General features: G+C 69.2%; 26 protein-coding genes and 3 pseudogenes. 14 read left to right on the forward strand and 15 right to left on the reverse strand.

The window, feature by feature from the left end:
• Positions 1–19: 19 nt before the first annotated feature.
• The 4 genes from ACGFI8_RS33455 to ACGFI8_RS33470 form a co-directional block, all read right to left on the reverse strand.
• Positions 20–1093: an ABC transporter ATP-binding protein gene (locus ACGFI8_RS33455; RefSeq protein WP_392810826.1), complete on the reverse strand. Its 1074-nt coding sequence runs from the start codon at positions 1091–1093 to the stop codon at positions 20–22.
• The gene (locus ACGFI8_RS33460; protein WP_392810827.1) at positions 1090–2616 is read right to left on the reverse strand and encodes an ABC transporter permease; all 1527 of its coding nucleotides are present in this window, start codon (positions 2614–2616) and stop codon (positions 1090–1092) included. Before ACGFI8_RS33460 ends, ACGFI8_RS33455 begins: the two co-directional genes overlap by 4 nt.
• 26 nt (positions 2617–2642) lie before the next feature.
• The gene (locus tag ACGFI8_RS33465; RefSeq protein ID WP_392810828.1) at positions 2643–3650 is read right to left on the reverse strand and encodes an iron ABC transporter substrate-binding protein; all 1008 of its coding nucleotides are present in this window, start codon (positions 3648–3650) and stop codon (positions 2643–2645) included.
• A 408-nt stretch (positions 3651–4058) separates the two neighbouring features.
• Positions 4059–4250 (reverse strand): hypothetical protein, encoded by a 192-nt coding sequence (locus ACGFI8_RS33470; protein ID WP_392810935.1) that lies wholly within the window; start codon positions 4248–4250, stop codon positions 4059–4061.
• Between ACGFI8_RS33470 and merB the strand changes: the two genes are divergently transcribed.
• From merB to ACGFI8_RS33485, 3 genes are all read left to right on the forward strand, one after another.
• Positions 4228–4407 carry an organomercurial lyase gene (merB, locus tag ACGFI8_RS33475; RefSeq protein WP_392810829.1) on the forward strand — a complete coding sequence of 60 codons (180 nt, stop codon included), beginning with the start codon at positions 4228–4230 and terminating at the stop codon, positions 4405–4407. The genes ACGFI8_RS33470 and merB overlap by 23 nt on opposite strands.
• Positions 4404–4676 carry a hypothetical protein gene (locus ACGFI8_RS33480; protein WP_392810830.1) on the forward strand — a complete coding sequence of 91 codons (273 nt, stop codon included), beginning with the start codon at positions 4404–4406 and terminating at the stop codon, positions 4674–4676. Before merB ends, ACGFI8_RS33480 begins: the two co-directional genes overlap by 4 nt.
• A gap of 105 nt (positions 4677–4781) precedes the next feature.
• Entirely contained in the window at positions 4782–5501 is a 720-nt protein-coding gene (locus ACGFI8_RS33485; RefSeq protein ID WP_392810831.1) for an ankyrin repeat domain-containing protein, read from the forward strand.
• A gap of 86 nt (positions 5502–5587) precedes the next feature.
• On the opposite strand, the gene ACGFI8_RS33490 is transcribed toward ACGFI8_RS33485, so the two are convergent.
• On the reverse strand, positions 5588–6535 hold the full coding sequence (locus tag ACGFI8_RS33490; RefSeq protein ID WP_392810832.1) for a LysR family transcriptional regulator: 948 nt from the start codon (positions 6533–6535) through the stop codon (positions 5588–5590).
• The gene (locus ACGFI8_RS33495) at positions 6528–6968 is read right to left on the reverse strand and encodes an HtaA domain-containing protein (protein WP_392810833.1); all 441 of its coding nucleotides are present in this window, start codon (positions 6966–6968) and stop codon (positions 6528–6530) included. The genes ACGFI8_RS33490 and ACGFI8_RS33495 overlap by 8 nt, the downstream gene beginning before the upstream one ends.
• Before the next feature lie 143 nt (positions 6969–7111).
• Between ACGFI8_RS33495 and ACGFI8_RS33500 the strand changes: the two genes are divergently transcribed.
• Genes ACGFI8_RS33500 through ACGFI8_RS33515 form a run of 4 tightly spaced genes read left to right on the forward strand, consistent with a single transcriptional unit; the run spans position 7112 to position 10845 of the window.
• Positions 7112–7951 carry an SDR family NAD(P)-dependent oxidoreductase gene (locus tag ACGFI8_RS33500; RefSeq protein ID WP_392810834.1) on the forward strand — a complete coding sequence of 280 codons (840 nt, stop codon included), beginning with the start codon at positions 7112–7114 and terminating at the stop codon, positions 7949–7951.
• Between the two features lie 21 nt (positions 7952–7972).
• Complete coding sequence (locus ACGFI8_RS33505) at positions 7973–9232, forward strand: cytochrome P450 (protein ID WP_392810835.1); 1260 nt, start codon at positions 7973–7975, stop codon at positions 9230–9232.
• 37 nt (positions 9233–9269) lie between these two features.
• On the forward strand, positions 9270–9593 hold the full coding sequence (locus tag ACGFI8_RS33510) for a 2Fe-2S iron-sulfur cluster-binding protein (protein ID WP_392810836.1): 324 nt from the start codon (positions 9270–9272) through the stop codon (positions 9591–9593).
• A 7-nt stretch (positions 9594–9600) separates the two neighbouring features.
• Positions 9601–10845, forward strand: a complete 1245-nt coding sequence (locus tag ACGFI8_RS33515; RefSeq protein ID WP_392810838.1) for an NAD(P)/FAD-dependent oxidoreductase — start codon at positions 9601–9603, stop codon at positions 10843–10845.
• 46 nt (positions 10846–10891) lie between these two features.
• Here ACGFI8_RS33515 and ACGFI8_RS33520 read toward each other — a convergent pair whose 3' ends face one another.
• The 3 genes from ACGFI8_RS33520 to ACGFI8_RS33530 are packed head-to-tail and all read right to left on the reverse strand — an operon-like array spanning position 10892 to position 14963.
• Complete coding sequence (locus tag ACGFI8_RS33520) at positions 10892–12274, reverse strand: MFS transporter (RefSeq protein ID WP_392810839.1); 1383 nt, start codon at positions 12272–12274, stop codon at positions 10892–10894.
• The gene (locus tag ACGFI8_RS33525) at positions 12274–13230 is read right to left on the reverse strand and encodes an oxaloacetate decarboxylase (RefSeq protein WP_392810840.1); all 957 of its coding nucleotides are present in this window, start codon (positions 13228–13230) and stop codon (positions 12274–12276) included. The genes ACGFI8_RS33520 and ACGFI8_RS33525 overlap by 1 nt, the downstream gene beginning before the upstream one ends.
• Positions 13231–13253: 23 nt before the next feature.
• Entirely contained in the window at positions 13254–14963 is a 1710-nt protein-coding gene (locus ACGFI8_RS33530) for an MFS transporter (protein ID WP_392810842.1), read from the reverse strand.
• Positions 14964–15785: 822 nt separating this feature from the next.
• Between ACGFI8_RS33530 and ACGFI8_RS33535 the strand changes: the two genes are divergently transcribed.
• Together ACGFI8_RS33535 and ACGFI8_RS33540 are read left to right on the forward strand one after the other, a co-directional pair.
• Entirely contained in the window at positions 15786–16778 is a 993-nt protein-coding gene (locus ACGFI8_RS33535; RefSeq protein ID WP_392810844.1) for a helix-turn-helix domain-containing protein, read from the forward strand.
• Between the two features lie 268 nt (positions 16779–17046).
• Positions 17047–17400 (forward strand): hypothetical protein, encoded by a 354-nt coding sequence (locus ACGFI8_RS33540; RefSeq protein ID WP_392810845.1) that lies wholly within the window; start codon positions 17047–17049, stop codon positions 17398–17400.
• Positions 17401–17657: 257 nt separating this feature from the next.
• On the opposite strand, the pseudogene ACGFI8_RS33545 reads toward ACGFI8_RS33540, so the two are convergent.
• Positions 17658–17771: pseudogene (locus tag ACGFI8_RS33545) on the reverse strand (IS701 family transposase); the annotation flags it as partial.
• A gap of 103 nt (positions 17772–17874) precedes the next feature.
• A complete protein-coding gene (locus tag ACGFI8_RS33550; protein ID WP_392810846.1) occupies positions 17875–18378 on the reverse strand; it encodes an integrase core domain-containing protein in 504 nt (167 codons plus the stop codon).
• 10 nt (positions 18379–18388) lie between these two features.
• Here ACGFI8_RS33550 and ACGFI8_RS33555 point away from each other — a divergent pair, with 10 nt between their 5' ends.
• Positions 18389–18520: a hypothetical protein gene (locus ACGFI8_RS33555; RefSeq protein ID WP_392810936.1), complete on the forward strand. Its 132-nt coding sequence runs from the start codon at positions 18389–18391 to the stop codon at positions 18518–18520.
• Between the two features lie 241 nt (positions 18521–18761).
• On the opposite strand, the pseudogene ACGFI8_RS33560 reads toward ACGFI8_RS33555, so the two are convergent.
• Positions 18762–19142 (reverse strand): annotated as a pseudogene (locus tag ACGFI8_RS33560) (Glu/Leu/Phe/Val dehydrogenase dimerization domain-containing protein); the annotation flags it as partial.
• A 398-nt stretch (positions 19143–19540) separates the two neighbouring features.
• Positions 19541–19885, reverse strand: a complete 345-nt coding sequence (locus ACGFI8_RS33565; protein ID WP_392810847.1) for a VOC family protein — start codon at positions 19883–19885, stop codon at positions 19541–19543.
• Between the two features lie 84 nt (positions 19886–19969).
• Here ACGFI8_RS33565 and ACGFI8_RS33570 point away from each other — a divergent pair, with 84 nt between their 5' ends.
• From ACGFI8_RS33570 to ACGFI8_RS33580, 3 genes are all read left to right on the forward strand, one after another.
• A complete protein-coding gene (locus ACGFI8_RS33570) occupies positions 19970–20836 on the forward strand; it encodes a sigma-70 family RNA polymerase sigma factor (protein WP_392810848.1) in 867 nt (288 codons plus the stop codon).
• A 237-nt stretch (positions 20837–21073) separates the two neighbouring features.
• Entirely contained in the window at positions 21074–21445 is a 372-nt protein-coding gene (locus ACGFI8_RS33575; RefSeq protein ID WP_392810849.1) for a VOC family protein, read from the forward strand.
• Between the two features lie 116 nt (positions 21446–21561).
• Positions 21562–22035, forward strand: a complete 474-nt coding sequence (locus tag ACGFI8_RS33580) for a carboxymuconolactone decarboxylase family protein (protein ID WP_392810850.1) — start codon at positions 21562–21564, stop codon at positions 22033–22035.
• 79 nt (positions 22036–22114) lie between these two features.
• On the opposite strand, the gene ACGFI8_RS33585 is transcribed toward ACGFI8_RS33580, so the two are convergent.
• Both ACGFI8_RS33585 and ACGFI8_RS33590 read right to left on the reverse strand, forming a co-directional pair.
• Positions 22115–23179: a ScyD/ScyE family protein gene (locus ACGFI8_RS33585; RefSeq protein ID WP_392810930.1), complete on the reverse strand. Its 1065-nt coding sequence runs from the start codon at positions 23177–23179 to the stop codon at positions 22115–22117.
• Between the two features lie 2 nt (positions 23180–23181).
• Positions 23182–25053 (reverse strand): annotated as a pseudogene (locus ACGFI8_RS33590) (FAD-dependent monooxygenase); the annotation flags it as partial.
• Between ACGFI8_RS33590 and ACGFI8_RS33595 the strand changes: the two are divergent.
• The gene (locus ACGFI8_RS33595; RefSeq protein ID WP_392810851.1) at positions 24985–25881 is read left to right on the forward strand and encodes a hypothetical protein; all 897 of its coding nucleotides are present in this window, start codon (positions 24985–24987) and stop codon (positions 25879–25881) included. The pseudogene ACGFI8_RS33590 and the gene ACGFI8_RS33595 sit on opposite strands and share 69 nt — an antisense overlap.
• Positions 25882–25910: the final 29 nt, after the last annotated feature.

The raw sequence follows: 25910 nt of genomic DNA on the forward strand, positions 1-25910 counted from the left end.
CGCACGCTCGGCCTGACGGTCACGGCACGGCGGCGTGGGCCGGCGCAGGCACGTCGGGCAAGGCGAAGACCGCAGCGAAGCCGCTGACGGCCAGTCGCACGCTCGTCGCCGGGGCGGGGATGGGCGTGCCCATGACGCGAGCGACCACTTCGGGGCCGGCCGGTTCGAGGTGCAGGCGGACGGTGGCGTCGTGGCCGAAGTAGGTGACCTCTGCGACCCGGGCGGGAACGCCGTCGCCGTCGCGGTCGGCCACGATCCGGATCTGTTCGGGGCGCAGGAGCACCAGCGCCGGCCCTTGCACGGATCCGGGCGGCACCGTGACCGTCCCGAGTGGGCATTCGGCGCGCTCGCCGCGCACGGTGGCCGCCATGGTGACCGCTGCGCCGACGAAGGCGGCCACCGCCGGGTCGGCGGGCCTGGTGTAGACGGCGTCGGGCGGCCCCGCCTGGACCAGCCGGCCGTCCCGCATGACGGCGACCTGGTCGGCCAGCGACAGTGCTTCGTCCTGGTCGTGGGTGACCAGGACGGCGGTGGCGTGAGCGGCACGCACCGCGTGCACGACGGCGCGGGCGGTGCCCAGGCGCAGGGCGGCATCCAGGGATGAGAACGGCTCGTCGAGCAGCACGACAGACGGTTTCGGCGCCAGTGCACGGGCCAGCGCGACGCGCTGCTGCTGACCGCCCGACAGCTCGTGCGGGTACCGCCCGGCGAGGCGACGGTCGAGTTCGACGAGGTCGAGCAGCTCGTCGACGCGCTGCCGGGAGCGGCGGGCGGCGCGCGGCAGACCGAACGTGATGTTCGCGGCGACGTCGAGATGCGGAAACAGCGCCCCTTCCTGTGGCACGTAGCCGACCCGGCGCCGCTGCGGCGGGACGTACCCGCCGGGGCCGGCCACCTGCCGGTCACCGAAGACGATCGTGCCGCTGTCGGGGGCGGCGAACCCGGCGACCAGCCGCAGCAGGGTCGTCTTTCCGCAGCCGGACGGCCCGAGCACAGCCGTCAGACGCTCAGCGGGCACATCGAGGTCGACCCCGGCCAGTGCCTGAACAGACCCGTAGCGCTTGGTGACTCCGCGGATCGTCAGTGCCGTCATGACGCGTACCTCGCACTTCGGGTGAGCAGGTAGGTGGCCGGCGCCGAGATGAGCACCATGAGGGCGGCGTAGGGGGCGGCGGCGCCGTAGTCGATATCGCTGCTGTGGCTCCAGAACCGGGTGGCCAGGGTCTGCGTACCGGTGGGGGCCAGCAGCAGCGTGGCGGTGAGTTCGGTGACCACGGCCAGGAACACCAAGGCAGCGCCGGCGCCGATGCCCGGGGCGATCAGCGGCAGGACCACCCGCCGCAGCGTGGCCGAGCCTCGGGTGCCAAGGGAGCGCGCGACGTCCTCGAGCACCGGCGGGGCCTGGGCGATCGCGGCCCGGGCGCTGACCATCGCCCGGGGCAGGAAGAGGATCGCGTACCCGGCCAGCAGCACGCCGGTCGTCTGGTAAACGGTTGGCACGAACCGGATCGACACCGTGACCAGCGCCAGCGCCACGACGATCCCCGGCAGGGCGTTGGCGACGTACGTGCTGCGTTCCAGCAGCGTGCTGACGCTGCCCCGGTGGCGTACCGACAACCAGGCGACCGGCAGCGCGAGCGCGGTGGTCAGCAGCGCCGCCACCAGCCCCAGACCGATCGAAGTGACGGCCGTCGCCACCAGGGACCCCACCGGGAACGCCGTCGACGCGCCGGCCGCCAGCCAATACACCAAGCTGCCCAGCGGCACCCCGAGGGCGAGCGCCACGGTGGCGGCCACCGCCGCAAGGGCGGGCACGGTCGCACCGCCCAGCCGTACCAGTTCGGCGCTGCGGGCGGCGCCGCGGCCCACCCGCGCGTACCGCCGCGACCCCTGCAGCCGCAGCTCGGCGGTGAGCAGCAGCACGCAACACAGCACCAGCACCGCCGCCAGCATGTTGGCCGCCGGCGCGTTGAACGCCGACTCGTACTGGTCGAAGATCGCGGTGGTGAAGGTCGGATACCGCAGCATCTGCAACGCGCCGAACTCGGCGAGCAGATGCAGCCCGACCAGCAGCGAGCCGCCCAGCACGGCCGGGCGCAGCTGCGGAAGCACCACCCGGGCGAACACCCGCCACGGCCCGTGGCCGAGCGCGCGGGCGGTCTCCTCCAGCGCCGGGTCGAGGCCGCGCAACGCCGCCGCGGCAGGCAGGTAGACCAGCGGGTAATACGACAGCGTGACGATGAGCAGCGCGCCCCAGTACCCCTCGACCAGCGGGGTGAGCGACACCCATCCGTAACTGGTCACGAACGCGGGAACCGCCAGCGGAGCCGCGAGCAGGGCGTTCCAGATCCGCCGGCCCGGCAGGCTGGTGCGCTCCACGAGCCAGGCCGCGGCGGTGCCCAGCACGGCCGAGAGCAGCATGCAGCCCAGGGCGAGCCGGGCGGTGTTGACCAGCAGGTCGCCGATGCGTGGTCGGACCAGCAGCCGCCACGCCTCGTCCCATCCTGTGCTGATCGTGTACGCGATGACGAAGATCAGCGGGATCGCGGCGATCCCGGCGACGAGGACGCAGACGGCGAGCAGCAGGGGCGGGTACGCCGCGGCCCGGCGCCCCACCCCTGCTCTGCGGAACGGAATGCCGCTCAGAGCAGACCTGCCTGCTGCATGAGCTCGACCACCTTCGGCCCGTTGAGCTTGGCGACGTCCAGCTCCGGCGGGCTGAGCTCGGACAGCGGCTTGAGCTTGGCGTTGGTGGGAACATCGGCCGAGATCGAGTACTCCCCGGACTTGCCCTCGGCGAGGATCTGCTGGCCGTTCTTGCCGGTCAGGTACTTCACGAGCTGCTGCGCCTGGTCCTGGTGCTTGCTGGCCTTGAGCACGCCGGCGCCGGAGACGCTGACGAAGGCGCCGGGGTCGGCGTTGCCGAAGTAGTGCAGCTCGGTGTTGGCGCTGTTGGCGCCAGACTCGGCCCGGTCGTTGACCCAGTAGTAGTGGTAGATGACGCCGGCGGAGATCTCGCCGGAGTTGACGGCCTTCATCACCGCGCCGTTGCCCTGGTAGATCTTGGCGTTTGCCTTCAGCCCCTTGAGCCACTCCGCCGCCGCGGCCTCGCCCTTGACGGCGAGCACGGCGCTGACGATGGCCTGGAAGTCCGCCCCGGCCGCGGCGACGCCGAACTTGTCCTTCCACTGCGGCTGGGCGAGATCCATGATCGACGCCGGCAGCTGCTCCTTGGTGAGCTTCTTGGAGTTGTACGCGAAAACAGTCGAGCGAGCGGCGAAGCCGGTCCAGTTGCCGGTGGACGGCACGTACCGCTTCGGGACCTGCGCCAGGGTCGCCTCGTCGAGCTTGACGAACCCGCCCTTGGTGTCCACGAGCGTCATCGCCGGGGAATTCTCGGTGACGAACACGTCGGCCGGGGACGCGGCGCCCTCTTGGACGATCTGGTTGGCCATCTCCGAGTCCTTGCCGGAGCGGATGTTGACCTGGATGCCGGTCTCCTTGGTGAAGCCGGCGACCAGCTCCTTCATCATGGCCTCGTGCTGTGCGTTGTACAGCGTGATGGTCTTGGCCTGTGCGGAGTCCGCCGACCCGGACCCGCTCGAACCACCGCACGCCGCCACGCCCATCGCCACGGCCAAGGCGGTCACCGAGACCAGTACATGCCGTCCAACTCTGCCGCCCATGCCGCTCCCTTAGGTAAGGCTTGCCTCTGTTAGGTGAGCCTAAGTTAACCATGAGGCATATGTGAAGGGGGCATCGGGTCGCTCACGTCGCCGCAATCCTTCACGGCAGTCGACGCGGCGGGCTCGTGGGCCGACCCGCCCTGTCTACGGCGCGGTGCGGACGCCTCCGTCGACATCAGTCGCCTGCGCCCGCTCAACCCTGCTCACATTGACCGTCAGTGTTGCTGCCCCACCACGCCACGGTGATCACGCGTGGGTTGGTGCGGCTATGCCAGGCGGCCGCTGCTGTGGACAGTTCGACGCAGCAGCGGCCGGGGTGCGGGGCGAGACGCGCCTGGACCCCTGTGGCGTGCAGGCCGTCGAGGAGTCCGGTCAGGAAGGCGTGGTTGAGTCCGCAGGCCAGCTGGTGTGGCGGGTGGCCAGGGCGTGGAACGGGCAGTTGTGCAGCAGCACGCGCCCGGTCGTGGCCTGTGGCTCGAAGCCGAGTCGGGTGAGCACGGCCATCAGGTCGGCGTCGTTCCCGGGCAGCAGCAGCCGCTCGGTGGACACCTGCTGCTCGACCATCAACTTCTTCGTCGATCCGGCCAGCGCGCGGGCGTGGACCCGCGCGCACGCGGGCCTGACCGCGACTGTCCTCGACCAAGACAGAGCCCTCAGGCTGGGCCGGGACATCTTCGGCCCGCTCCTGCACGACCCCACCCAGTTCGGGCGGCACCGGTGACCCGCACCATGCCGGCCGCGCGGCGGGTGCTGTCGACCACGCTGACCGCACTGGCCGGCACCGCGTGCGTGGCCTGTTGCACCGTCCCGCTGCTACTTGCCGCTGGTGTGCTCAGCGGCGCCGGATGGGCGGCCGCCGGACAGTGGATGCCGGGCATCGCCGTGTCGCTGGTCGCCTTGGCTGCGCTGGCTTGGTGGCGTACCACCCGCCTCCGTATCCACCGCATCGGCTGCGCCGGAAGCGCAAACTGCTCCTGCGCACCGCAATAGTCGCGGCGTCCAGCCCGTGCCAGTCCCCTTGTGACGTGGCCGAGAGCGAACACTGGCTGGGAAGCTCGAAGTGGCAACGTTCGCCTGAACCGAGGAGGAACCCGCGTGTCCACTCCTGACGACGAGGCCGCCGCGGTGGCGGCGGTGGTCGCGGCGATCCGCGGCGGTGACCTGGCCTCGCTGCGGCAGCTCATCCAGGATCACCCGTACCTACCGACCGCCCGGGTCAACGGCCGTACCGCGCTGCACGTCGTCACCGACTGGCCCGGCTACTACCCCAACGGCCCCGCCGTCGTGCGCATGCTCATCGCAGCCGGCGCCGACCCGAACGCCCGAACCGACGGCGACGCACCCGAGACACCGCTGCACTGGGCCGCCAGCAGCGACGACCTCGACGTCGCCGACGCGCTCATCGACGCCGGCGCCGATCTCGAAGTACCTGGCGGCTCGATCGGCACCCCGCTGGACAACGCCATCGGCTACGGCTGCTGGCACGTCGCGCGACGCCTGGTCGAACGCGGCGCCCAAGTGAACAAACTCTGGCACGCCGCCGCGCTCGGCCTCCTACCCCGCGTCGAGGAACTCCTCGCGGCAACCCCGACGCCCAGCCCCCAGGAGATCAGCACGGCGTTCTGGCAAGCCTGCCACGGCGGACAACGCCGCACCGCCGAATACCTCCTGCACCACGGCGCCGACATCAACGCCATCCCCGACTACACCAAGCAGACCGCCCTCGACGTCGCCGCTACCCCAGACACCCGCCGCGACCTTTTGACCACCTGGCTACGCGAAAAGGGCGCCCAATCCGGCACCGACACCGCATGACCGCGGCAATGACCAGGCGCACCAGGGGACGACGACGAGGCTGCACGGCGTGCGCCGGGACGATCCTGGTCTACCGCTGCTTCGGGTCAGAGTTCGCGATCGACGCCGTCGTCGGTTCCGGAGTCGGCGTTGGCGATTCCTGGAGCATAGACCGATCGGGCCGCCTCCACGGCCAGCTTCATCACGTACTCGACCGCTGGTGACAGCGTCCGGTGCGAGGGGCGATTGAGCGTGACGGGCGCTCCCTCAAGGTGGCCACCGCGATCGACGAGGGTGAGTTGGACGAAGTTGTCTTGGACGAGCCCGCGGCCTGAGACGAGAACTCCATCGAGGCCTTGGGCGATGTGGTAGGAGAGCCCGGTGTCGTCCACCTCGATCGTTGCCTGTAGATGACGGAGCGCTTCCGGTGGGACCATGCTCGGCAGCACCTCGTTCCACGCCGTGCCGCAGATCAACGGGTAGCGGCCGAGTTCCTCGATGGTGACCTCACGCTGTTGTGCCAGCGGGTGCGAGTGCCTGACGAAGAACTCCGGCGTTGCGTGCCCGATTATCGTCGTTGAGAGCTTCTCACTCCAGCTGCGGTTGGGTTCGCGCGAGATGACGAAGTCGAGTTCACCTGCCAGGAGCATGTCATACATTGTCGTGGCGGGTGCCAGCTCGATACGGATCGAGATGTCCAGGCCCGACTCGGCAACCTGCATGACTACGCCCGGCAGGATGGCGCCGCCGATGCTCGGGCCGACGCCCACCCGAACGTGACCGCGGATGCCTTGAGAACGTGCGGCGATGTCGGCTTCGATGCTTGCCGCATGGCGGAGCAGATCCTCAGCGTGTTGGAGGAGCTCTTCGCCGATTGCGGTCAGCGCGATTCCATTGCGGCCGCGGTCGAGCAGCCTCGCCCGCAGGGAGTGCTCGAGGCTCTGGATGTTGCGCGTGAGCGTCGGCTGCGAGACGTGGAGCGCGGCGGCGGCCGCAGTGTAACTGCCGCTGCGTGCGAGCACGGTGAACTGCACGAGCTTGGCGATGTCAAGCATGCCGCGCTTCAGTGTCGATCAGGATCGGGTCGAGCAGGTCACCTGGGTTGTATACGTCGCCGAGCAGGCGGGAGCCCTCAACCGTCAGCCGTGCGTTTGCGCGGAGCGCAGAACCCTGCGCCTCGATACCGATGAGGTGCGCGATGGTGGCGCGTGGGGCGTCCGGCCCGGTGGCGGTGGCGACGGTCAGCGTGGCCGGTTCGTTGTCGAGATCGACGATCGGGTCGCCGATCGTCACCGAGAGCATGCCGCCGTGGGCCTCGAAACGAGCGGATCCGCGGAACTCCCAGCGCGTCGGACCGCTCGACGTGCCTGGGAACACGAATGCATCGTCGCCTCTCGAGAGTTCCTCGGAGATCTCCGTCGTGCCACCCACTGTGTCGATGTAGCGGAGGAAGCTCTGCCGAATCGGCCAGGTCAGATTCACTTTCATTGGCATTCCATTCACAACTCGCATCAAATGGCCTTATTTTATTCTGTTCATGTATCTGAAACGAGCCTAGGGTACCGAACAAGCCCAGCACCCGGAAGCCCGTGTCGATGAGGACGCGACGGGTTGGGAGGACGGGAAGAGTCATGGCAGACCTCGACTTCACGGACGCTGGCGTCGTCATCACAGGTGCGGGAAGCGGCATCGGACGGTCGATGGCCTTGGAATTCGCGCGGCAGGGGGCACGAGTCCTAGTCGCCGACATCAATGGCGACGCGGCGCAGAAGGTCGTTGACGAGATCGAGGCTCAGGGGGGTACCGGCAGGTCGCGAGCCGTGGATGTGACTGACTCCGACAGCGTGTCCGCGCTCGCCGACGAGGCGTTCGAGTACCTCGGCCGCGTCGACGTGCTCTGCAACAACGCGGGCGTCACATGGCGTCCGTTCCGCGCCGTATGGAACGCGACGCTGGCCGACTTCCGCTGGATGACCGAGGTGAACTACTTCGGCGTCGTGCATGGCGTCTTGGCGTTCCTGCCCCGCATGCGGGCACAGGCGGGACACAAGCACATCGTCAACACGTCCTCGCTCGCGACGTTGTCCACCACTCCTGGCCACGCGCCCTACACCGCGTCGAAACATGCCGTCGACGGTCTGAGTGACGTACTGCGCGAGGAGCTCATCGACCACGGTGACGACTTCGGTGTCACCGTCCTCTACCCGGGCCTGATCACCACCAATATCGGGGAGACGAGCAAAGCGGTGCGCCGGCAGCAGACCGACACCGACCTCTCCGACGCGATCGCCTACGAGCAGATCCGCTCGTTCGATTACCCCCACAATCAGCCCAAGCCACCCGACAACGTCGGCAAGCAGGTCATCGAGGCCATTCGCCGCAACGACCCTTACTGCATCACGCACCCCGCTCCGGCCGACCAGCTCGAGGAGCGCAAGAACCTCTGGATTCGCGGGTACCGCGGCCACTGATCGAGACAAGGAGACAAGACAATGGCGCTGCCCGCCGATATCGACAAGAAGCTGGTGGATCCGGCGTTCTTCGCCGGAACCAGGTTCCACGAAGCCCTGAGGCAACTCCGGCACGAGGACCCCGTCCACTGGACCGATGCGCCGAGCTTCCAGCGCGGCTTCTGGACCGTCACCCGCTACGAGGACTGCCTGCGTCTGCTCCAAGAGCCGGACAACTTCAGCAATTCGGCGGGTACCCATCTGCCGCCGCTCGGCCGCGATCTCACCCCGGACGAGAGGTACAAGATGGGGTACGACGTCCAGCTCGTGGTCAAGGACCCGCCCGACCATGCCGTGCTCCGTCGCCCGTTCAACCCGCACTTCAGCGTTCCCGCAGTCGCAAAGCTGCACGAAGACTGCGAGTCCATCGTCGACGAGATCATCGACGAGATCGCCACGAGAGGCACCGCGGACGGTGTCCGGGACATCGCGGCGCTGCTGCCGGTCCGGCTCTTCCTCAACATGATGGCGATTCCGCGTGAGGACTGGGACAAGGTTCGCCAGATCACACTCACGATGCTGCACCCGGAGGACCCCCGGTTCGGTGTGCCGGACGCCAAGGACTTCAACGCCGTCATCGCCGAGGCGATGGGGCGGCTCTACGACTACGTGTCGAGCCACGTCCTCTCGCGTCGCGGCAACCCGTCGGACGACTTCGCGAGCCTCATCGCCAACAAGGACTACCGCGGGGAGTTGCTCAGCGAGCGCGAAGCCGGCTGGATGGGCTTCAGCGTCGTCGCCGGCGGCTTGGAGACCACACGCAACGCGGCCGCCATCGCGATCATGGAGCTCATCAGGCGGCCCGAGCAGGCTGCGCTCCTCGAGGACGACGCCACCGTGAAGACCGCCGTCGAGGAGGTCATCCGCTGGGTCACTCCGTCGAAGAACCGGCTCCGGGTGGCTACCAGGGACCTCGAGCTCGGCGGCAGGGAGATCAAGAAGGGCGACTGGGTGGTCGGCTGGATCGTCTCCGCCAACCGCGACGAGTCGGTGTTCGGGCCCACCGCGGATCAGTTCGACGTCACCCGCGATCCGAACCCGCATCTCGGCTTCGGGGACGGCGAGCACATCTGCCTTGGGCGGAATGTGGCCCGCCTCGAGCTGAGGATCCTGCTCCAGCGGCTGTTCGAACGCCTGCCCGACATGCGCCTGGCCGGCGAGGTCGAGTGGGTGCACTCGACGAACACCACCGGCCTCTCGTCGCTCCCGATCGCCTTCGAGCCCCGCTCGCTCGGGGCCTGATCCGGTCGGCTCTGCGGCACGGGAAAGGACACACGGAATGATGAAGATCACCTACATCACCCCTCGGGACGGGGCGGAGCACGAGGTCGAGTTCAAGGCCGGCGACAGCGTCATGGTCACCGCGGTGAACAACGACGTCCCCGGCATCGAGGGAGAGTGCGGCGGCGAAATGAACTGCGGCACCTGCCATGTCTACGTTGGCGAGTCCTGGCGCGACCGGTTCGCCGACGTCGACTGGGACGAGGGCGTGATGCTCGACATCGTCGACGACCGCCGCCCAGAAAGCCGGCTCGGCTGCCAACTCAAGCTGCGGGAGGATCTCGATGGCATCGTCGTGACCGTCGCGACCGGGGAAGCCTGACTCGGCCATGCGCGAGTACGACGTACTCATCGTCGGGGGCGGCCATGCGGGGGTCGCACTCGTAGGACAGCTCGCGAAGTCGGGCTTCGCCGGGAGCATCGCTGTCGTTGACGCGCAGGACGGGCTCCCGTACGAGCGGCCGCCCCTGTCCAAAGGCTTCGTGCTCGACGAGGCGGACGAGACGACGCTGCTGTTGCGCCACCCCGAGTACTGGACGAGCGGCGTAGCGGACCACCTTCCGAGAACGGCGATTACGAGGGTCGACCCGGATGCCCGGGTGGTCGAGGCCGACACCGGCGAACTTTTCCGGTACGGGTCGCTGGTCTGGGCCACCGGGGCTTCGGCGCGCCGTCTGGCCCTGCCGGGCGGGGATGCCGCCAACGTCCTGTCACTGCGTACGCTCGACGACGCGAGGCGACTCAAGAACCTCGCCGGGGAAGCCGCACGCATCGTCATCATCGGCGGCGGCTACATCGGGCTGGAGACGGCGGCGACGCTTGCCAAGCTCGGAAAGCAGGTGACGGTTGTCGAGATACAGGAGCGACTCCTTGCCCGAGTCGCGGGCGTGACCATCGCCGATCACCTCCTACGCGTCCATGCGGAGCACGGGGTCCGCGTGCTGCTCCGAACGGGTGTGGCCGGACTCGACCTCGTGGACGGCCACGTCAGGTCGGTGCTCCTCACGGACGGTGGGCTCCTCCCAGCCGATGTCCTGGTGGTCGGAATTGGGGTCGAGCCACGCATCGGTCCGGTCGCCGCAGCCGGCGCCGAAGTCGGCAACGGCGTCCTCGTCGATGAGTGGTGCCGGACCAGCCTGCAAGACGTGTACGCAATCGGCGACATCGCCGCACAGGAAAATGAGTTCGCCGGCGGCGCGGTGGTGCGGCTGGAATCGGTGCCAAACGTCACCGAGCAGGCAAAACTTGTCGCCGCCGCGCTGACCGGCACGGCACGCCCCATGAGGGGCGTGCCGTGGTTCTGGTCGAACCAGTACGACGTACGCCTTCAGATCGCCGGCCTCCTTGTGGGCTTCGACCAGGAGGTACGACGCGCCGCGGATGGCGCGTCGGGGTTCGTGGTGGGGTACTTCAAGGACGGCCGGCTGATCGCAGCCGATTGCGTCAACGCGCCGCGCGACTTCAACGCCGTCAAGACCCTGCTCGGCAAGCGGGTCGCAGTCCCGCCGGAGCGGTTCTCGGACTCCGCGATCCCGCTTCCCGAACTGGCGAAGCACGCGGCCGCGCCCGCCTGAGCGGCTGCGCCGACCGGGGCCGTAGCCGCTTCCTCGTTTGCTGCGGCTACCGGCCCCGTCCGCGTGGGATCAGTGCTCCCAGCACCGCCCCGATTGCCGTAGCGGCGATGCAGGCGAGTAGCGCCATGATGAACGCGCTCCGGGAAGGCTGACCGGCGATCGTCACGGTCGCGAGGATCGCACCGGTCACCGAGGCCGCCCCGGCCGTACCGAAGATTCGGATCTGGGCATTCAGGCCGTTGGCGGCGGCGACGTCTCCGGCCGGGACGGCGGACATGATGATCTGCGGGATCGCCGCGAAGGCGACCCCGAAAGCGACCCCGACGACGACGTTCACGGCGAGGAGTGCCCACGGGCTGCCCATGCCAAGGACGGCTGCGAGCACGCCGATGCCGACGAACGCCGACCCTCCCGTCACCATGAACTTGGGGTCGACCGCGCTGCTCAGCCGGGCAGCCAACGGCGTCGCGAGAGCCTGGGCCATCCCGTTCGCCATCATGATCATGCTTGCCAGGGTCGGTGCGAGCCCGAGCCCCGCCTCAGTGTCGACGGGCAGGGACAGGATCTGTGGGAACGCGACCATCGTCGACATCGTCGCGTAGTTCAGCAGGAGCGACAACGCGTTCGTCAGCAGCACGCGCGGTCGCATCGCCACGCGAACGTCGATGAGTGGCGAGCGGCTGCCCGCCATGACGATGTTGGCGGTCACGAGGATGGCCGTGCCGACACCGATCAGCGTGAGCGTGGTCGTTGACATCCAGCCGAGCGTCACCGCTTCCGCCAGGCCGACCAGCAGGGTGGTCGAGCCGACGACGTTGCCGCTGGCACCGACCCAGTCGAATCCGCCGGCTGCCCGATGCGCGGAGGCGGGCACCGCGGCCAGCAGCCACGGGACCGTGACGACCGCGAGGGCAAAGCTGACCCAGAACAGCGCGTGCCAGTCGAGCCATCGCGTGATCAGCGCGCCGAGTGGTATCCCGAGGGCTGCCCCGACACCCATTGTGCCTGCGGCGAGCGCGATGGCGCCGCCCAACTGCCGTGCGGGTACGACCTCCTTCATGATCGACATGCTGAGCGGGATGAGGCCGATGGCGAGGCCCTGCAGTGCTCGTCCAGCGATGAGCATCCCGGCATTCCCAGCGAGGCCGGCGAGCACCGATCCGAGCGCGAGCGCCAGCAGCAGGACGATCGCCATGCGACGGCGCCCCCAGAGGTCGCCGAGCCGGCCGGTGACCGGGGCGAAGGCACATGCCGAGGCGACCGTCGCGGTTACGACCCACGCCGTGATCTCGCGGGGCTCGCCGAGTATTCCCGGGAGCTCAGCCTGGATCGGGAAGACGATCGTCTGCACGAGGCTTGCGTTCAGGCACGCGAAGACAAGCGCGGCGACCGCATTGCGGTCACCGCGCCCGGACTGACGACTCGTCATCAATCGTGGATCGTGTTCACGTAGTCGCGCTGCTTCTCCGGCGGGTAGTACAGCTCCTCCCAGCGCCGCACGTCGTCATAGCCGGGCTTCACGAAGACGTCGCCGAAGCCGACGTAGTCGTCCTGGCCGAGAAGCTTGAAGGCCGCGCTGTTGTATTCGTCGATCGGGGTGAGCTCGCCGGCCTCCCGCAGCTTGAGCAGGAGGCGCCACACGTCGAGCACTCCCGGGAGGATGAACGGCGCGATCTGGATCGCCTGCCCCCACTCGCTCAGCTGGGCGATGGGGGGCGTTGGGCCGGCGTGGCGCGAGGCAATCGCGTACGCCGGCCCCGGGGTCTCCTTCAGGGCGATGCGCACTTCCTCCCAGGAGCGCAGGCCCTCGTAGAAGATGACGTCCACGCCGGTCTCCTGCTTGTACAGCACCCCGCGCCGGATCGCCTCGTCAAGGCTGCCGCCCTCGGCGCCATAGCCGTCGGTCCGCGCGACGATGACGAAGTCCTCGTCCAGTTCGTCGCGCGCATCGACGGCGGCTCTGAGCCGCCCGATGGCCTCTGCATCGGATACGAGCTTGATGCCCGCTTGACCGCCGGCCTTCTTCGGCTCCTCCTGATCCTCGATATGTATGCCGGCCACCCCGGCGCGGATGAACTCCAATACGGTGCGCCGGGTGTTGACCGCGCTGCCGTAACCGGTGTCCGCGTCGCAGAAGATCGGGATGTCGACCGATTCGGCGATCGTCTTGCAGTGCTGCACCACCTCCGTCATGGTCAGCCAGCCGACATCGGCGACGCCCCCCACCCACCAGGAACTCATCCCGCCCGATACCTCGAACGCGGGGAATCCCGCCCGCTCGGCCATCTGCGCGTGGATCGGCAGCGTCCCGAATGGCATGATCGTGGTTTCCGGGCTATCGAAGAGAGCGCGAAGCCTCGCGGTCTTCTTCTCGGACGTGGGCATAGCTGTCTCCGTTTCTTCTCGTGTCAGGGTGTCGGCACGGCGGCCGCGCCGGGCTCGCCGAACGGGACCTCGGCCTGCTGGGCCGCACGGGCGCGGCGGCCGAGCAGCCACACCGCCCCGACGCCGAGTGCGCCGGCCAGGTAGCAGGCGCTGCCGACGTAGATCGCGCCGGCGTACGACTTCGTCGTGTCGCGAACCACGCCGAACGTGTACGACACCGCCAGGGTCCCGATGCCGCTCATGGCGAAGCACAGCGCGTAGAGGGTCCCAAAGTGCTTGCGGCCATAGTCGCGGAGCATGAAGTAGGCGACGATGTCGCCCTCGGCGCCCTGGCTGAACGCGACGAACAGGGCCGCGACGCCGATGATCGCGATCGGGTAGGTGCCAATGTCGGTGAGGGTCAGGGCGCCGAGCGCGGAGAGCAGGAAGATCCCGATCGCGACCTTGTATCGCGACATCACGTCCAGCAGGGCGCCGGCGCCGAGACGGCCGGCGATCACGCCGGCGGTGAACAACGTGGTGATCGTGGTGGCGGTGGCGACGGCGAGGCCGCCGTCCAGCAGGATCGGCTGCATGTTGGCCAAGAACGCGTTCGCGCCGCCAGTCACCAGCAGCACCGACAGGGCCAGGAACCAGAAGCGCGGCGAGCGGAGGGCCGTGGACACCGTCTTGTCGGTCCCGCCGGCGACGCCGGCGTCCGGCGTCTCGACGACCTCCGCGTGTACCGGCGTGGCCGGCACCTTGATCCCGATCAGCGCCGCCGGCAGGGCGATGACAAGCGCGAAGCCGGCCAGGACCAGGTAGCCGGCCCGCCAGCCGACGTTGTAGATAACCAGCGACACGACCGGGATGGCGAGGAACGGCATGGCCGCCCCGCCTGCACCGACCAGCCCGAACGCCTTGCCGGCGCTCTTGTCGAACCAGGCCGCGACGGACCGGTTGTAGGGAATGGCGAACGCGTACGCGCCGAAGAAGCCGGTGAAGGCGGCGAGGCTGTAATACGTGGCCAGGTTGAGCGGTAGCGTCGCGAACAGGACCAGCAGCACGGCGTACGGGACCAGGCCGACGAGCACCGTGAGCTTGACGCCGCGCCGGTCTGCGAGCCGCCCGACCAGCGGCCCGAACAGCGCGAACAGCAGCGAGATCATCGGTGAGATGAGCACCTGCGTGGTGCTCCATCCGGTGGCCGCGATGGTGGGCTTGATAAAGAGGCTGGCGGTGGTGAGGAACAGTACGGGACCCGCACCGTATCCAACGGCGGCTGAGACGGCTGTTCGGCCGCCCCGGCGCCATTCAGTGCCCTCGGTGACCGGGGCGGGGGCTGCGGTCGCTATGGTGGGGGACATTCCATTCTCCTTACGCTGAGCCAGGTCAGGCGGGTGCCGGGACTCGGGGGGTGTGAATCGGACCGGGAGTCGTTTGAGGCTGGTCGGGTCGTCGGAGGCGACCCATTCGGCCTCGCATGCGGGCGACAGGTCGGGGAACGCTGTGAAGATCTCCTGCAGCAGTACCCGCAGCTTGAGCTGGGCGACGTTGCGGCCGAGGCGGATGTGCCCGCCGTCGCCGAAGCCGAGGTGCCACCCGCGGGGCACCGGTAGGTAGCCAGCGACCCAGGCGGCGGTGCGCCTGCGCAGGTTCTCGGCTGGTGCCGGATGGATCAGGCAGTGCGGCAGGTTGCGTTCGGCGGCGAGGGCGACCATCTCGGCGACGGCGTCCGGCTCGATGGCCCACATGTGGGCCTGGTCGGGTGCCGTGCATCCGGTAGCGCGTCCGGACGCAGGTGGCGGACCGGTCGGCCTCGGGGCGCAGCCGTTCGCTCGTCACGATCCGGGTCGTGGCCTGGCCCGGATACAGGACCTCGACAGCGCTATCGCACGGCCGATACCGCTGCCGCCGGTGATGACGGTGACCGCGTCGGCCCACTGGAATGCGCTCATGATCCCCCTTCCGGGGTGGGTGACGTTTCGGGTAAGCCGGGAACCGTCATCTTGCTGTGAACGAACGATGACGTACGCCAGATGAATAAGTCCAATGCAATGTTCAGCCGTTCAGCATGCATGACGCGTATAGATTGGCCCGCGAGGAGGGCAGGGAGCAGCGCCCGGGCCTGCGGCGCGGACAAGAACTGCTTCGCCCGGCTGCATGCCTTGCTGCTGACACGGGGCGGCAAACTGGCCCACCTCGCCCGGCAGGCCGATGCCGACGTGGTTAAGGGCTTTGTGTGGCGGTGACGCGATGTCACCGCGGAGCTGCTCGAGGCGTGCGGCAGTGTTTCGATCCAGCGAATTCCCCGGTCAGCCCTGTTGTCGACCACCTCGCCGATCTGGCCATGTGGGAAGCCGAGCTCGCCGTGGACCCCCTCGTCGCGGATGCGGTGGCTGCCGAGCCGTTGGGTACGTCTTCTACGCCAAGGGAAGTCGCTGGTACACCTCGCGATGTGAGCACGTCGGAACGCCGCTGGCCTATCAGGAGAGTCAGCCGGGCATCGACGACTTTGCACAGACCGACCGGTCCGCGATACTGGATCACCAGCCGAGCCAACCTTGGAGAGGGGCATGAGCGCGGCACGTCTCAGTACCTCGGACCTGCCAGTCGAGCACCGGTTCGAAGCCTGGTCCGAGATGGCGATCAAGGCCCACGTTCCCGTGGCCTTGGACACCAGCCAACGCGACGACTTCCTGGCCTCGATCGACGTCATCGACCTCGGGCCGATGACGCTGACCCGCACGTCCCACCCGCCGATCCAGGCCCGGCGCACGACGACCATGATCCGGAGCAACGATCCGGAGATAATGATGCTCACCTACGTTAACCGGGGTCTGATGACAGTCGACAGCAATGGCCGCGTGGCGGCGCTGGGGCCCGGTTTCCTCACCGTCGTCGATACCTCCCGACCGACCATGACGCTCAACAATGTCGACTCATCTGACATCACGCTCCAGTTCCCGAGGTCACTGCTCGGTCTGCGCAGATCACAGCTCGACGCTCTTCTCGCGGTGCCCGTCGCCGCCGCTGAAGGCATCGGTGGGCTGATCGCATACATCTTGCTGGATCTGTGTCGCAACGCGGGCAACTACGACGCGCCCCTTGTCGCGCGCCTGACCACGACGGTCACCGATCTGCTGGCGGGCCTTGTCCGCACGGCCAGCGGATCACGCAGGCCCGTACCACCCTCAGGACGGGACCGGATCCGGCACATGCGCATCTACGCCTACATCGAGCGGCACCTCACCGATCCGGCACTGACCCCGAACGCGATCGCCGAGGCCCACGGTCTGTCCGTGCGCCAACTCGACCGGATCTTCCAAGTCGACGGTGCGTCACCGTCCGGCTGGATCCGCCGCCAGCGCCTTGACCGGTGCCGCGCCGACCTGGTCGACCCGGCCCAGTCGTGGCAAGCAATCGCAGACGTCGGTGCCCGGTGGGGCTTTCCGGATCCGGCCGGCTTCAACCGCGCCTTCCGCCGCGAGTATGCGATGCCACCCGGCGAGTACCGCCGTCTCTTCACCGGCAGCGCCGCCGAGCGTGGGCATGACGTCGATCCATGACGCAAATCGGCAACACGACGGCGCGCGATGGCTACCCGGGTGAGCCGGACGCGGAATACCGTTCATGCAGGTAGACCACGCCGATCGTCTCAGACTATTCATAGGAGACAATCACGATAACAACTCGACGGCAGGAGAGTCTGTGCGCAAGACACTGAGCAGAGTCCGCAGTCTCGTTACCGCGTTCGTTACCACGGCAGCGATCGTGTTCGCTACCACGGCCGCGATCGTTTTCGGAGCCGCGGCTCCGGCGTAAGCCGGGGGAAATGTGGGGTCCGCACTCTACCGAGGCCAGGCGCTTTACTCCGGCGACTACATTCAGCGGATCGGTGCCGGCGGATGGTACTGCTGGCTCGTCATGCAGAGCGACGACAACCTCGTTCTGTACAAAGGCTACTCCAATCACGCCGTGTACAAGGCCTGCTGGGCCTCGAACACCGGAAACCGAGGGTGGAACAGCGCGTACGTGGTGTATCAGAACGATGGAAACTTCGTCATGTACGACTACCTCGGTTACGTGTATTGGGCCAGCAACTCGGTGGGCGATACCGGCACCACCGTCGACATCAACAACAAGGGCCAGTTGTACGTCGGCTACGAGGTGATGAACAGCGCTTGCTGATCGGGGGCGGCCGGCCACGATCCGTGGCCGGCCGTGGCATCGACGTTCCATGACGCGACGGGATAGCCGCGAACGAAGACCAGTCCCTGGCCGGCCAGACGCGCTGGTCACGGACTGTATCCCCAAGGTGTGGCGTGGTGGAGGTTCAATGCCGCGCAGCAACAACCCAATCACCTCGTGACCAGGGCCGAACAGGCAAGACGCGGCATAACCGCAGCCTCGTCATAGGGTGTCTTCTGCCGAGTTCGGCATTACCGGCCCTTCTTCAGGTCGCCGGTCTCGTCGGCCACCAGGACCGCGTTCGGGGCGGCGAACCGGTCCGCGATCACCTGCCGCAGGTCGTCGCGGACGGCGTCGGCGTCCCAGACCGCCCGCAGGTCTTGACCTCGATATCTGCCAGCAGCCCGGTCACGAACGCCGCCGCGGCGCGACGCGGCTCGACCCTGTGCCTGCCGGAAATGCCATCGGGGCAGCTCAGGCGGCATGCTTGTATTCGTGAAGCACTCCGCCGAGGCGGTCACGTCGGTGGATGTTCAGTTGGGCGAGCCGGTCCGAGTCGGTGATCGATTCGGGCAACGGTGCGAGTGGTCGGGCGTTGGCGATGCCCTGGTGCGGCCGGTGCTCGTTGTAGAAGATCTCGAACTCGCGCAGCACCTGCAGCAGGTGGCGTTGGTTCCAGATCAGCGTGCGGTCGAGCAGCTCCCGGCGACAGGTCCGCACCCAGCGTTCCACGACCGCGTTCATCCGGGGCATCCGGACGCCGCTGCGCACGACCGTGATTCCCGCGTCGGCGAGGATCTGGTCGAACAGCGCTGGGTACTTCCCGTCCCGGTCGCGGATGAGGTACCGAACGTTCGACGCGACGTCCTCCAGGTCCATGACGAGGTTCCGGGCGACCTGGGTCACCCACGCCGCGGTCGTGGCGCCGAGGATCCGGATGCGGCGGCTGGCGTGCTCGATCACCGCGAGGACGTACATCCTCGTGCCGGTGAGCGCGCAGGTGTCTGCCGATCCGTTCCCACAGGTGGTCGTAGCGGCGGTGGGTGATCGGCTGGCCGTCGCGGTACCGCAGCAGTTGCCCGCGCGGTGGTGCGTGGCGTTCGTCGGCGTGCTGGCGTAGGTGTCGCATCAGGGTCGGTGACACCGGCTGCCACCGCACCGTGTCGCCCTTCTCGCGCAGCATGATCAGGCACCGCTGTTCGTCGAGGTCGGCGGGCTGCAGCGCCAGTGCGCCGCCCCGGCGGCAGGCGGTCTCGGTGTGCAGTCGCAGGAGCAGGCTGTCCAGCACCGGGTCGTCGCCGGTGCTGGCCGCGATCCGGTTGCAGATCGTCACCCAGCCAGGCCAGGAACCGGCGCAGCACCGCGTCGGCGTCGGCCGCGCGGGGGTCGTAGTCGATGCCGCACTTCGCGCCGTCGACGTTGGTGCCGAGGACCCGCTGCTTGAGCGTCATCCGGGCGGCCAGCGCCACGAGGGTGTCGGCGGTGAGTCCGGGCTGCATCCGGCAACCGCCGGCGGCCAGCCGACAGTCGGAGCGGTCGTACACCAGGTAACCGTTGCAGCCGTTGCTCGGATCGGTGTACTGCAGAATGCGTGTCAAGGCGTCTCCCCGGATCGAAAACAGCGTCGGTTGCGCGCTGATCAAATGACCGGCGGCAGGAGGAAACCGCCTGCGGGCGCAGGACGGCCCACGGGGTTCGTCGGGAGTTTTGAACGGACCGGGATGCCGCTCACGCCGAACCATACGGAAGACCGGTTCGTTTGTCGTCGATGCTGCGGGGGCCTCTTGAGGCACCGGTGTTCAACCGGTGCGACCCCTCGGTTGAACACCCACACGGAGACCCGGCGCCGCGGGATGTTACGTTTCGATGAACGCGGGTATTTCCGGTTACTCCGGCGGGTCGTGGCCCCATTCTTGGGAGGAGTCCACGCGGCACAGTGTGGCCTTACGGTGGATGCCGGTGCATTGACGCCGGTAAAGTCAAGTGCTTCGGGCGCAGAATCGGGATCGGACAGGACAGCACGGAATTGGCCGAAAGTCCGTTATGGGAGATGCCGCCGGGCACCGCGGAGCCCCGCGGCCGTCGTGCGCTGGCCGCGGGGCTGGAATCGAGCCGGGACCCGGGTTGGGTTCGGGCGGGACTAGGCCGGCTGCAGCAGGCCGATGACGTTGCCGTCGGCGTCGGTCAGCGTGGCGATGAGCTTGCCGCCGCCGACGTCCTTGACATCGTCGGTCACGGTGGCCCCGGCCGCCGTGAGGGCGGCGACGCGGCCGCGAATGTCGGCCACGTGCCAGTAGCTCACCGGTCCGGTCATGCCCTTGGAGTGGCCGTTCGGGTCCAGGCCGAGGTCCTGGCCCTTGGCGTCGAACTGCACGTAGTAGGGCTGGTCCATGATCGGCTCGGATTCCAGTAGCGCGCTGAAGACCGCCTTGGCGCGCTCCAGGTCTCGAACTGGGTAGATCACGGTCTTGATGCCCTCGGACATGTAATCGCTCCTCCTGTAGGTGTCACATCTGTGGTGACAGTTCGGTCACCTGATACGACCGGTCTAGATGGGAGAATGTGACCGATGAGCCACGACGAATGGCTAGCTGAGCACTTCGAGCGGCATCGGCCCCAACTGCTGTCCGCCGCCCGCCGCATGCTCGGATCCAGCAGCGACGCGGACGATGCGATCCAGGACGCGTGGCTGCGCATCAGCCGCGCCGACACCAGCGGTGTGGAGAATCCGGCCGGTTGGATGACCACGGTCGTGGCCCGCGTCTGCTTCGACATGCTTCGGGCCCGCAAGGCCCGCCAGTTGGCCGGCGCGACCGACGCGGAGCCGGTGGCCGACCCGGCCGTGGCCGACCCGGAGGAACAGGCGGTCGAGGCCGACCTCGTCGGCGTAGCGCTGCTGGTGGTGCTGGAGACGCTGACCCCGCCGGAGCGGCTCGCGTTTGTCCTGCACGACGTCTTCGGGCTGCCGTTCAACGAGGTCGCGCCGATCCTCGGCCGGACACCGACCGCCACTCGGCAGCTGGCCAGCCGGGCCCGTCGCCGGGTCCGCGGCGCGGAGAACGAGGCGCCGCCGGACCCGACGCGCCGGGCCGCGGTCGTGCAGGCCTTCCTCGCCGCGTCGCGGGCCGGGGACTTCCAGGCGCTGCTGGACCTGCTGGACCCGCAGGCCGAGGCGCGCAGCGACGCCGCCGCGGTCAGCATGGGCTCGCAGGACCTGGTCCTCGGGGCCGACGCGGTCGCCGGCGTCTTCTCCGGCCGGGCCAAGGGCGCGAAGGCGGCCTTCATCGACGGCAACCCCGCCGCGGTGTGGTACGCCGGCGGCACGCTGCGGGTCGCGTTCCTGTTCACGGTCGTCGACGAGCAGATCGAGGCGATCGACATGGTCGCCGACCCCGACCGGCTCGCGGCCTTCGCCGTGGAGCTGATCGAAGCCTGATCCAACTGGCGCCGGCCGCGGTCTCCGCGGCCGGCGTTCGCCTGTCCGTACCCGGCCCGCGGGCCGCGGCGCACCGTCGGGACTTCGTCTCCGGGCGGCCCGCTGTGGCCCGCGGGCCGGGTACGTCACATTGTGCCCCGCTCTGCAGTCAATACAGACGAGAAGGCATTGCAGGCCGGCGTACGGGCTCGGGGTCCCCGGGCCGGCCGGTCCGACGGGCACGAAGGAGTACGGGCGATGAAGATGAGTAGCATCTCGGGCGTGGTCTGCTACGTCAAAGACCTCGACGAGACCGCCGCGTTCTACGAGAAGCTGGGATTCCGGCTCAAGCGCGAGGCGAAGCAGCTCACGGCCTACGTCAACTGGTTCTGGATCATCTTCCGGACCGAGGACGTGGAGGAGCGCGACGGCGCGACGGAAGAGTACCGCGCGAACCGCGGCTCCGGCACCTACCTCTACATCAAGGTGGAGGACATCCAGGAGTTCTACGAGGGCGTGCAGGCGCTCGGCCTGAAGCCCACGACCGAGCCGACGAAGAAGTCCGGCATGCTCGAGTTCGAGTTGCCCGACCCGGACGGCTACAACCTGGTCTTCTTCTGGAAGAAGTAGTAGCCGCGACACATCAACACACCGCCGGCGGGCGACGGCCGACCGGCGGTCCGGACGGGGCATCCGTCCGGACCGGACGTGTCGGCGGCGCCGCCGGCTCGGCAACGCACGATGCAATGCAAGACCTGGAGGCCCCGCTCATGTATCCGCGGATGGAGCACCCGGCGGTACTCGTGCCGGGTGCGCTCGATGCGCTCTACGCCCTCGGCGTGGCGACCCGCGACTGCGGCGTCTCACCCCGCACCATCGGACTGGTACAGCTGCGCGCGAGCCAGATCAACGACTGCGTGGTGACGATGGAGAGCCATCCGAAGTTCCTGCTGGCCGGCGGCGAGGCGCCGCAGCGGCTGGCCGAGCTGGCCGGTTGGCGCACGACGGACCTGTTCACCCCGGCCGAGCGCGCGGCGCTGGCCCTGACCGAGGCGGTCACCCGGATCGCCGACTCCCGCGACCCTGTGCCGGACGAGGTATGGGCCGACGCGGCCCGCCACTTCGCGCCGCCCGCCCTCGCCAGCCTGCTGCTCGCCATCGCCACCATCAACCTCTGGAACCGGCTCAATGTGGCGACCCGTCAGGTGGCCGGCGCCTGAACCTCTTCGACAGATCCGCTTCACCCACGCCGCGATGGCCCGGCCGGAGCCGGGGCATCGCGGCGTTCAGTCAGGTGCTTCAGATCCGGATGCGCCAGACCTGGCCGCTGCTGTCCACGTCCGGTAGGCCCAGGCCCGACTCCGGCGAGGTGGAGTAGGCCGAGACGTACAGCGAGTCGCCGGCGACGGCGAGGCCGCCCGGGAACGGCACGGGGATGTTGGTGCGGGTGCCGTCACGGTCGATGCGGGTCACCGTGTTGGCGAAGAGCTGGCTGGCATACACGCTGCCGTGCCGGTCGACGGCGATGCCGGCGACGCCGGTGAGGCCGTCCCAGGTCTGCAGGATCTGGCCGGTGCGGCCGTCGAGCTTGAAGACCCGGCCGCTGCTCGGGCTGAAGTTGCCCAGGCCGCTGACGTAGATCGAACCGTCGCGGTCGACGGCGAGGCCGGTCGGGACCGGGTCGCAGCCGACGGTGCCGTTGTCGTTGGGGAGCCCGGCGCAGTAGCCGCTGACGGTGTTCGGCAGCACGCTGAAGACGCTCAGCTGGCCGTTGCGCCACTGCAGGATGTCGTTGCCGGCCGCATCGGCGATGAGCATCCGGCCCGGCAGCGCCAGCAGCGAGTACGGGTTGGATTCGGCGAGCTGACCGTCGGGGTCGTGGGCGTACTCGAAGCCGGAGATGTCGGCGACGACCTTCGGCTTGCCGAGCCAGCGCGACTCCAGCAGCTTGCCGTACGTCGACTTGTCGATCGAGTCCGGCACCGCGACCCGCGGCACGTCGACGAGGGCGATGCGGATGTCCAGGACGCTGTGCCCGGACGGCCTGCGAGCCGGTCGCCGAGCCGCCCTTCGGATTGGCCCCGGACAGCAGGCCGGTGACGACCCGGATCGGCGTGGTGTTGTGCTGCAGCGCCGGCAGCGGCACCCAGCTGATCGAGCCGGTGTAGCCGATGCAGGTGATGTTGGAGGTCTCGCCGCCGGGGGCGGAGACGCACTGGTCGCCGCCGTGGCCGGCACTCGGCGACGAGCAGGCTGCCGGTGTCGGTGACGGCGATCTGCCGCGGGTTGTTCAGCCCGGTCACGACGACCGTTGGCGCGGCGGGCGCGTCGGCAGTGTTGTCGCTCGAGAGGTTGATCCGCCACGACACGCCGAAGCGGTCGTTGACCCAGGCGAAGCGGGCGCTAAAACCGTACGTGCCCGGCGCCATGAGCACCGTGCCACCGTCGGACAGCGCCCCGAAGAGCCGGTCGAACTCCTCGTCGGTGGCGCACTGCACGTACATCGCGGTGGCCGCGTTGAACCGCAGCTGCGTCCACTCGGCGTGGTTGTTGCCGCGGGCACCGGCGGGCGGCATGTTGATGCACATGACCTGCTGCCCGGCGAGCGTGAACAGCGCGTGCTGCAGGGTGCCCTCGACCCAGCCCGGCTCGTTGACCCGAGCCCGGATGACCTTGATGACGCGGGAGTCGTCGAAGAGGGACAAGTAGAGGTTCATCGCGTCCTCGGCGTCCTGCGGGAACGCGAGGAAGGTCGTGATCTTCTGCGGGGGTACGCTCTCCGTCTCCTCGACGGCGGCCGGCGCGGCGGCCACGACCCGGTGGGCGGCGGGCTCGCCGAACCAGCGCAGCAGCGCCGTCTCCAGCGAGCCGGTGCCGCCGGCGCTGCCGGTGCTCCACACGACGTGCCCGTCGGGGCGCAGCAGCACTGCGGCGGGGTGCTCGGCGGCGGCGTCGACCCAGCGGCCCGCCACGATGTCGATCCGGTCGTCCCAGGCGACTGCGGTCGCCGTCGGGCCGGCGTCGTCGCCGGTGGTGATGAGCACGCCGCGGCCGGCGCGCAGCAGCTCGAAGACGCGGGTCGCCCGCCCGCCCCGCAGGATCAGAGGGGTGTCGGCGAGGCGCAGCCCGGCGAGCGGGTCGGCGTCGTCGCCGACGTCGTAGCGGATGTCCAGGCCGCTGACCATCCCGGCGAGCAGCCGGGCCGGCTCCGGCAGGGAGACGATCTCGCCGAGGACCTGCCGCAGCGGGTCCATCTCCTCGGCGCTGAGGTACAGCAGGCCTTGCGCGCGGGTGTTGCGCAGCAGCCGCTCGCCGACCGGGTGTCGCTCGGCGTGGTAGGTGTCCAGCAGCCCCTCGGGCGCCCAGCCGGCGATCACGGCGGAGAGCTTCCAGCCGAGGTTGACGGCGTCCTGGACGCCGACGCTGAGGCCCTGAGCCCCGGCCGGCAGGTGGATGTGGGCGGCGTCGCCGGCGAGCAGGATCCGGCCCTTGCGATACTGCTCGGCCTGGCGGGCGGTGTCGGTAAACGAGCTGATCCAGCGGGCCCGTCCGCCGTGCAGCGACTCGCCGGTGAGCTTCAGCCAGGTATCGGCGAGATCCTCGAACGACGGGGTCGGCCCGTCCGGTGGCGGCGCGGTGTCCTCGTGGATGGTGATCCGGTCGACGCCGTCGTCAAGCCGGGCGGCCATGACCATGCCGTTGGCGACTCGCTCGCCGATGTAGCGGGGCCGCACGTCGCAGCCGACGACGTCGGCGAGGTACATGCCGCGGGTCGGCTCGGTGCCCGGGAAGCCGATGCCGGCGAGGCGGCGGATCAGGCTCCGGCCGCCGTCGCAGCCAGCGAGGTAGCCGGTGCGGTGCTCGAAGCGGCCGAGCGGCCCGTCGACGGTGATCGTGACGCCGGACTCGTCCTGGGCGACGTCCAGGACAGCGTAGCCGCGGTGGATGCGGGCGCCGAGCTCGGTCGCCCACGCCTCCGGGCCGTGCTCGACGCGGTACTGCGGCACCGCCCGCACGCCGAAGTGGTTGTCGGCGAGCCGGCCGAAGTCGATGGGCACCCCGCCGAAGTGTCCCTGCTCGCCCGGCTGGATGCGGCCGAAGCGGCACAGGACGCCGCGTTGGTCGAAGATCTCGGCGGCCCGGGCGGTGAACCCGATCCCGCGGGACTCATGCGCCGATGCGGCGCGCTGCTCGAAGACGACGACGTCGACGCCGTGCAGCCGCAGCTCGACGCGCACACCCCCTACGTCAACGTCGCCGCCGGCATGCTGCTGCTCGGCGCCGGCGTCGGCGCGCTGCTGCAGAACCTCGTCGTGCTCACCCAGAACGCGGTCGAGCCGATGAACATCGGCGCCGCGACCGCCTCCGTCACGTTCTTCCGCAGCCTCGGCGGCGCTGTCGGTATCGCCGCGCTCGGCGCGGTCATCCAGGCCAACGTCGCCGACCGCATCCGCCACAGTGCGGCCGCGCTGCCCTCGACGCAGCGCCTGGCGATCGACTCGCAGCTCGACCAGGGCGGCATCCTCGACCCCGGCGCCCTGCCGGACCGGCTGCGCAGCATCGCCACCGACGCCTACGGCATGGGCGTCGGCGCGCTGTTCCTGCTCATGCTCGCCGGCGCGTTCGCGGTCCTCGCCGCCGTCGTCGCGCTGCCGCCGGCCGTGCTCAGCCGCGCGACCGCGGTGCAGGGCCAGACCGCCGCGCCGGCCGGGATGCCGGTCGACCTGCCCGGCGCCGCCGGGTGGGAGGAGCCGTTCCTGTGGACCGGCGACACAATCCTGCTGCCCGTCTACACGCCGTCGCCCCGGGCCGTCACCCGGCCGCCCCGGTCGGCGCGTGGGGCCCGGACCGGCCCGGGCGGCATCGCCCCCGGCCACCCGGGCGCGTCGCGGCGCCAGGTCGCCCCGTCGTGGGCCGCCCAGACGGCCGAGTGGCCGCTCGTCACCGCAGCCGCCGGCGTCAATACGTCGACCGTCACCGCGGCGCGGCCCGCGATCCGCAACGGCCGGACCCATCCGACGGTCGCGATCCCGCGGACCTTCCAGGCGAGCGCCCGGGTCCAATAGGGTGTACTCACTCCAGGCGGCCACCTACC

The organism is Dactylosporangium sp. NPDC048998, assembly GCF_043197855.1.
Lineage (GTDB): Bacteria > Actinomycetota > Actinomycetes > Mycobacteriales > Micromonosporaceae > Dactylosporangium.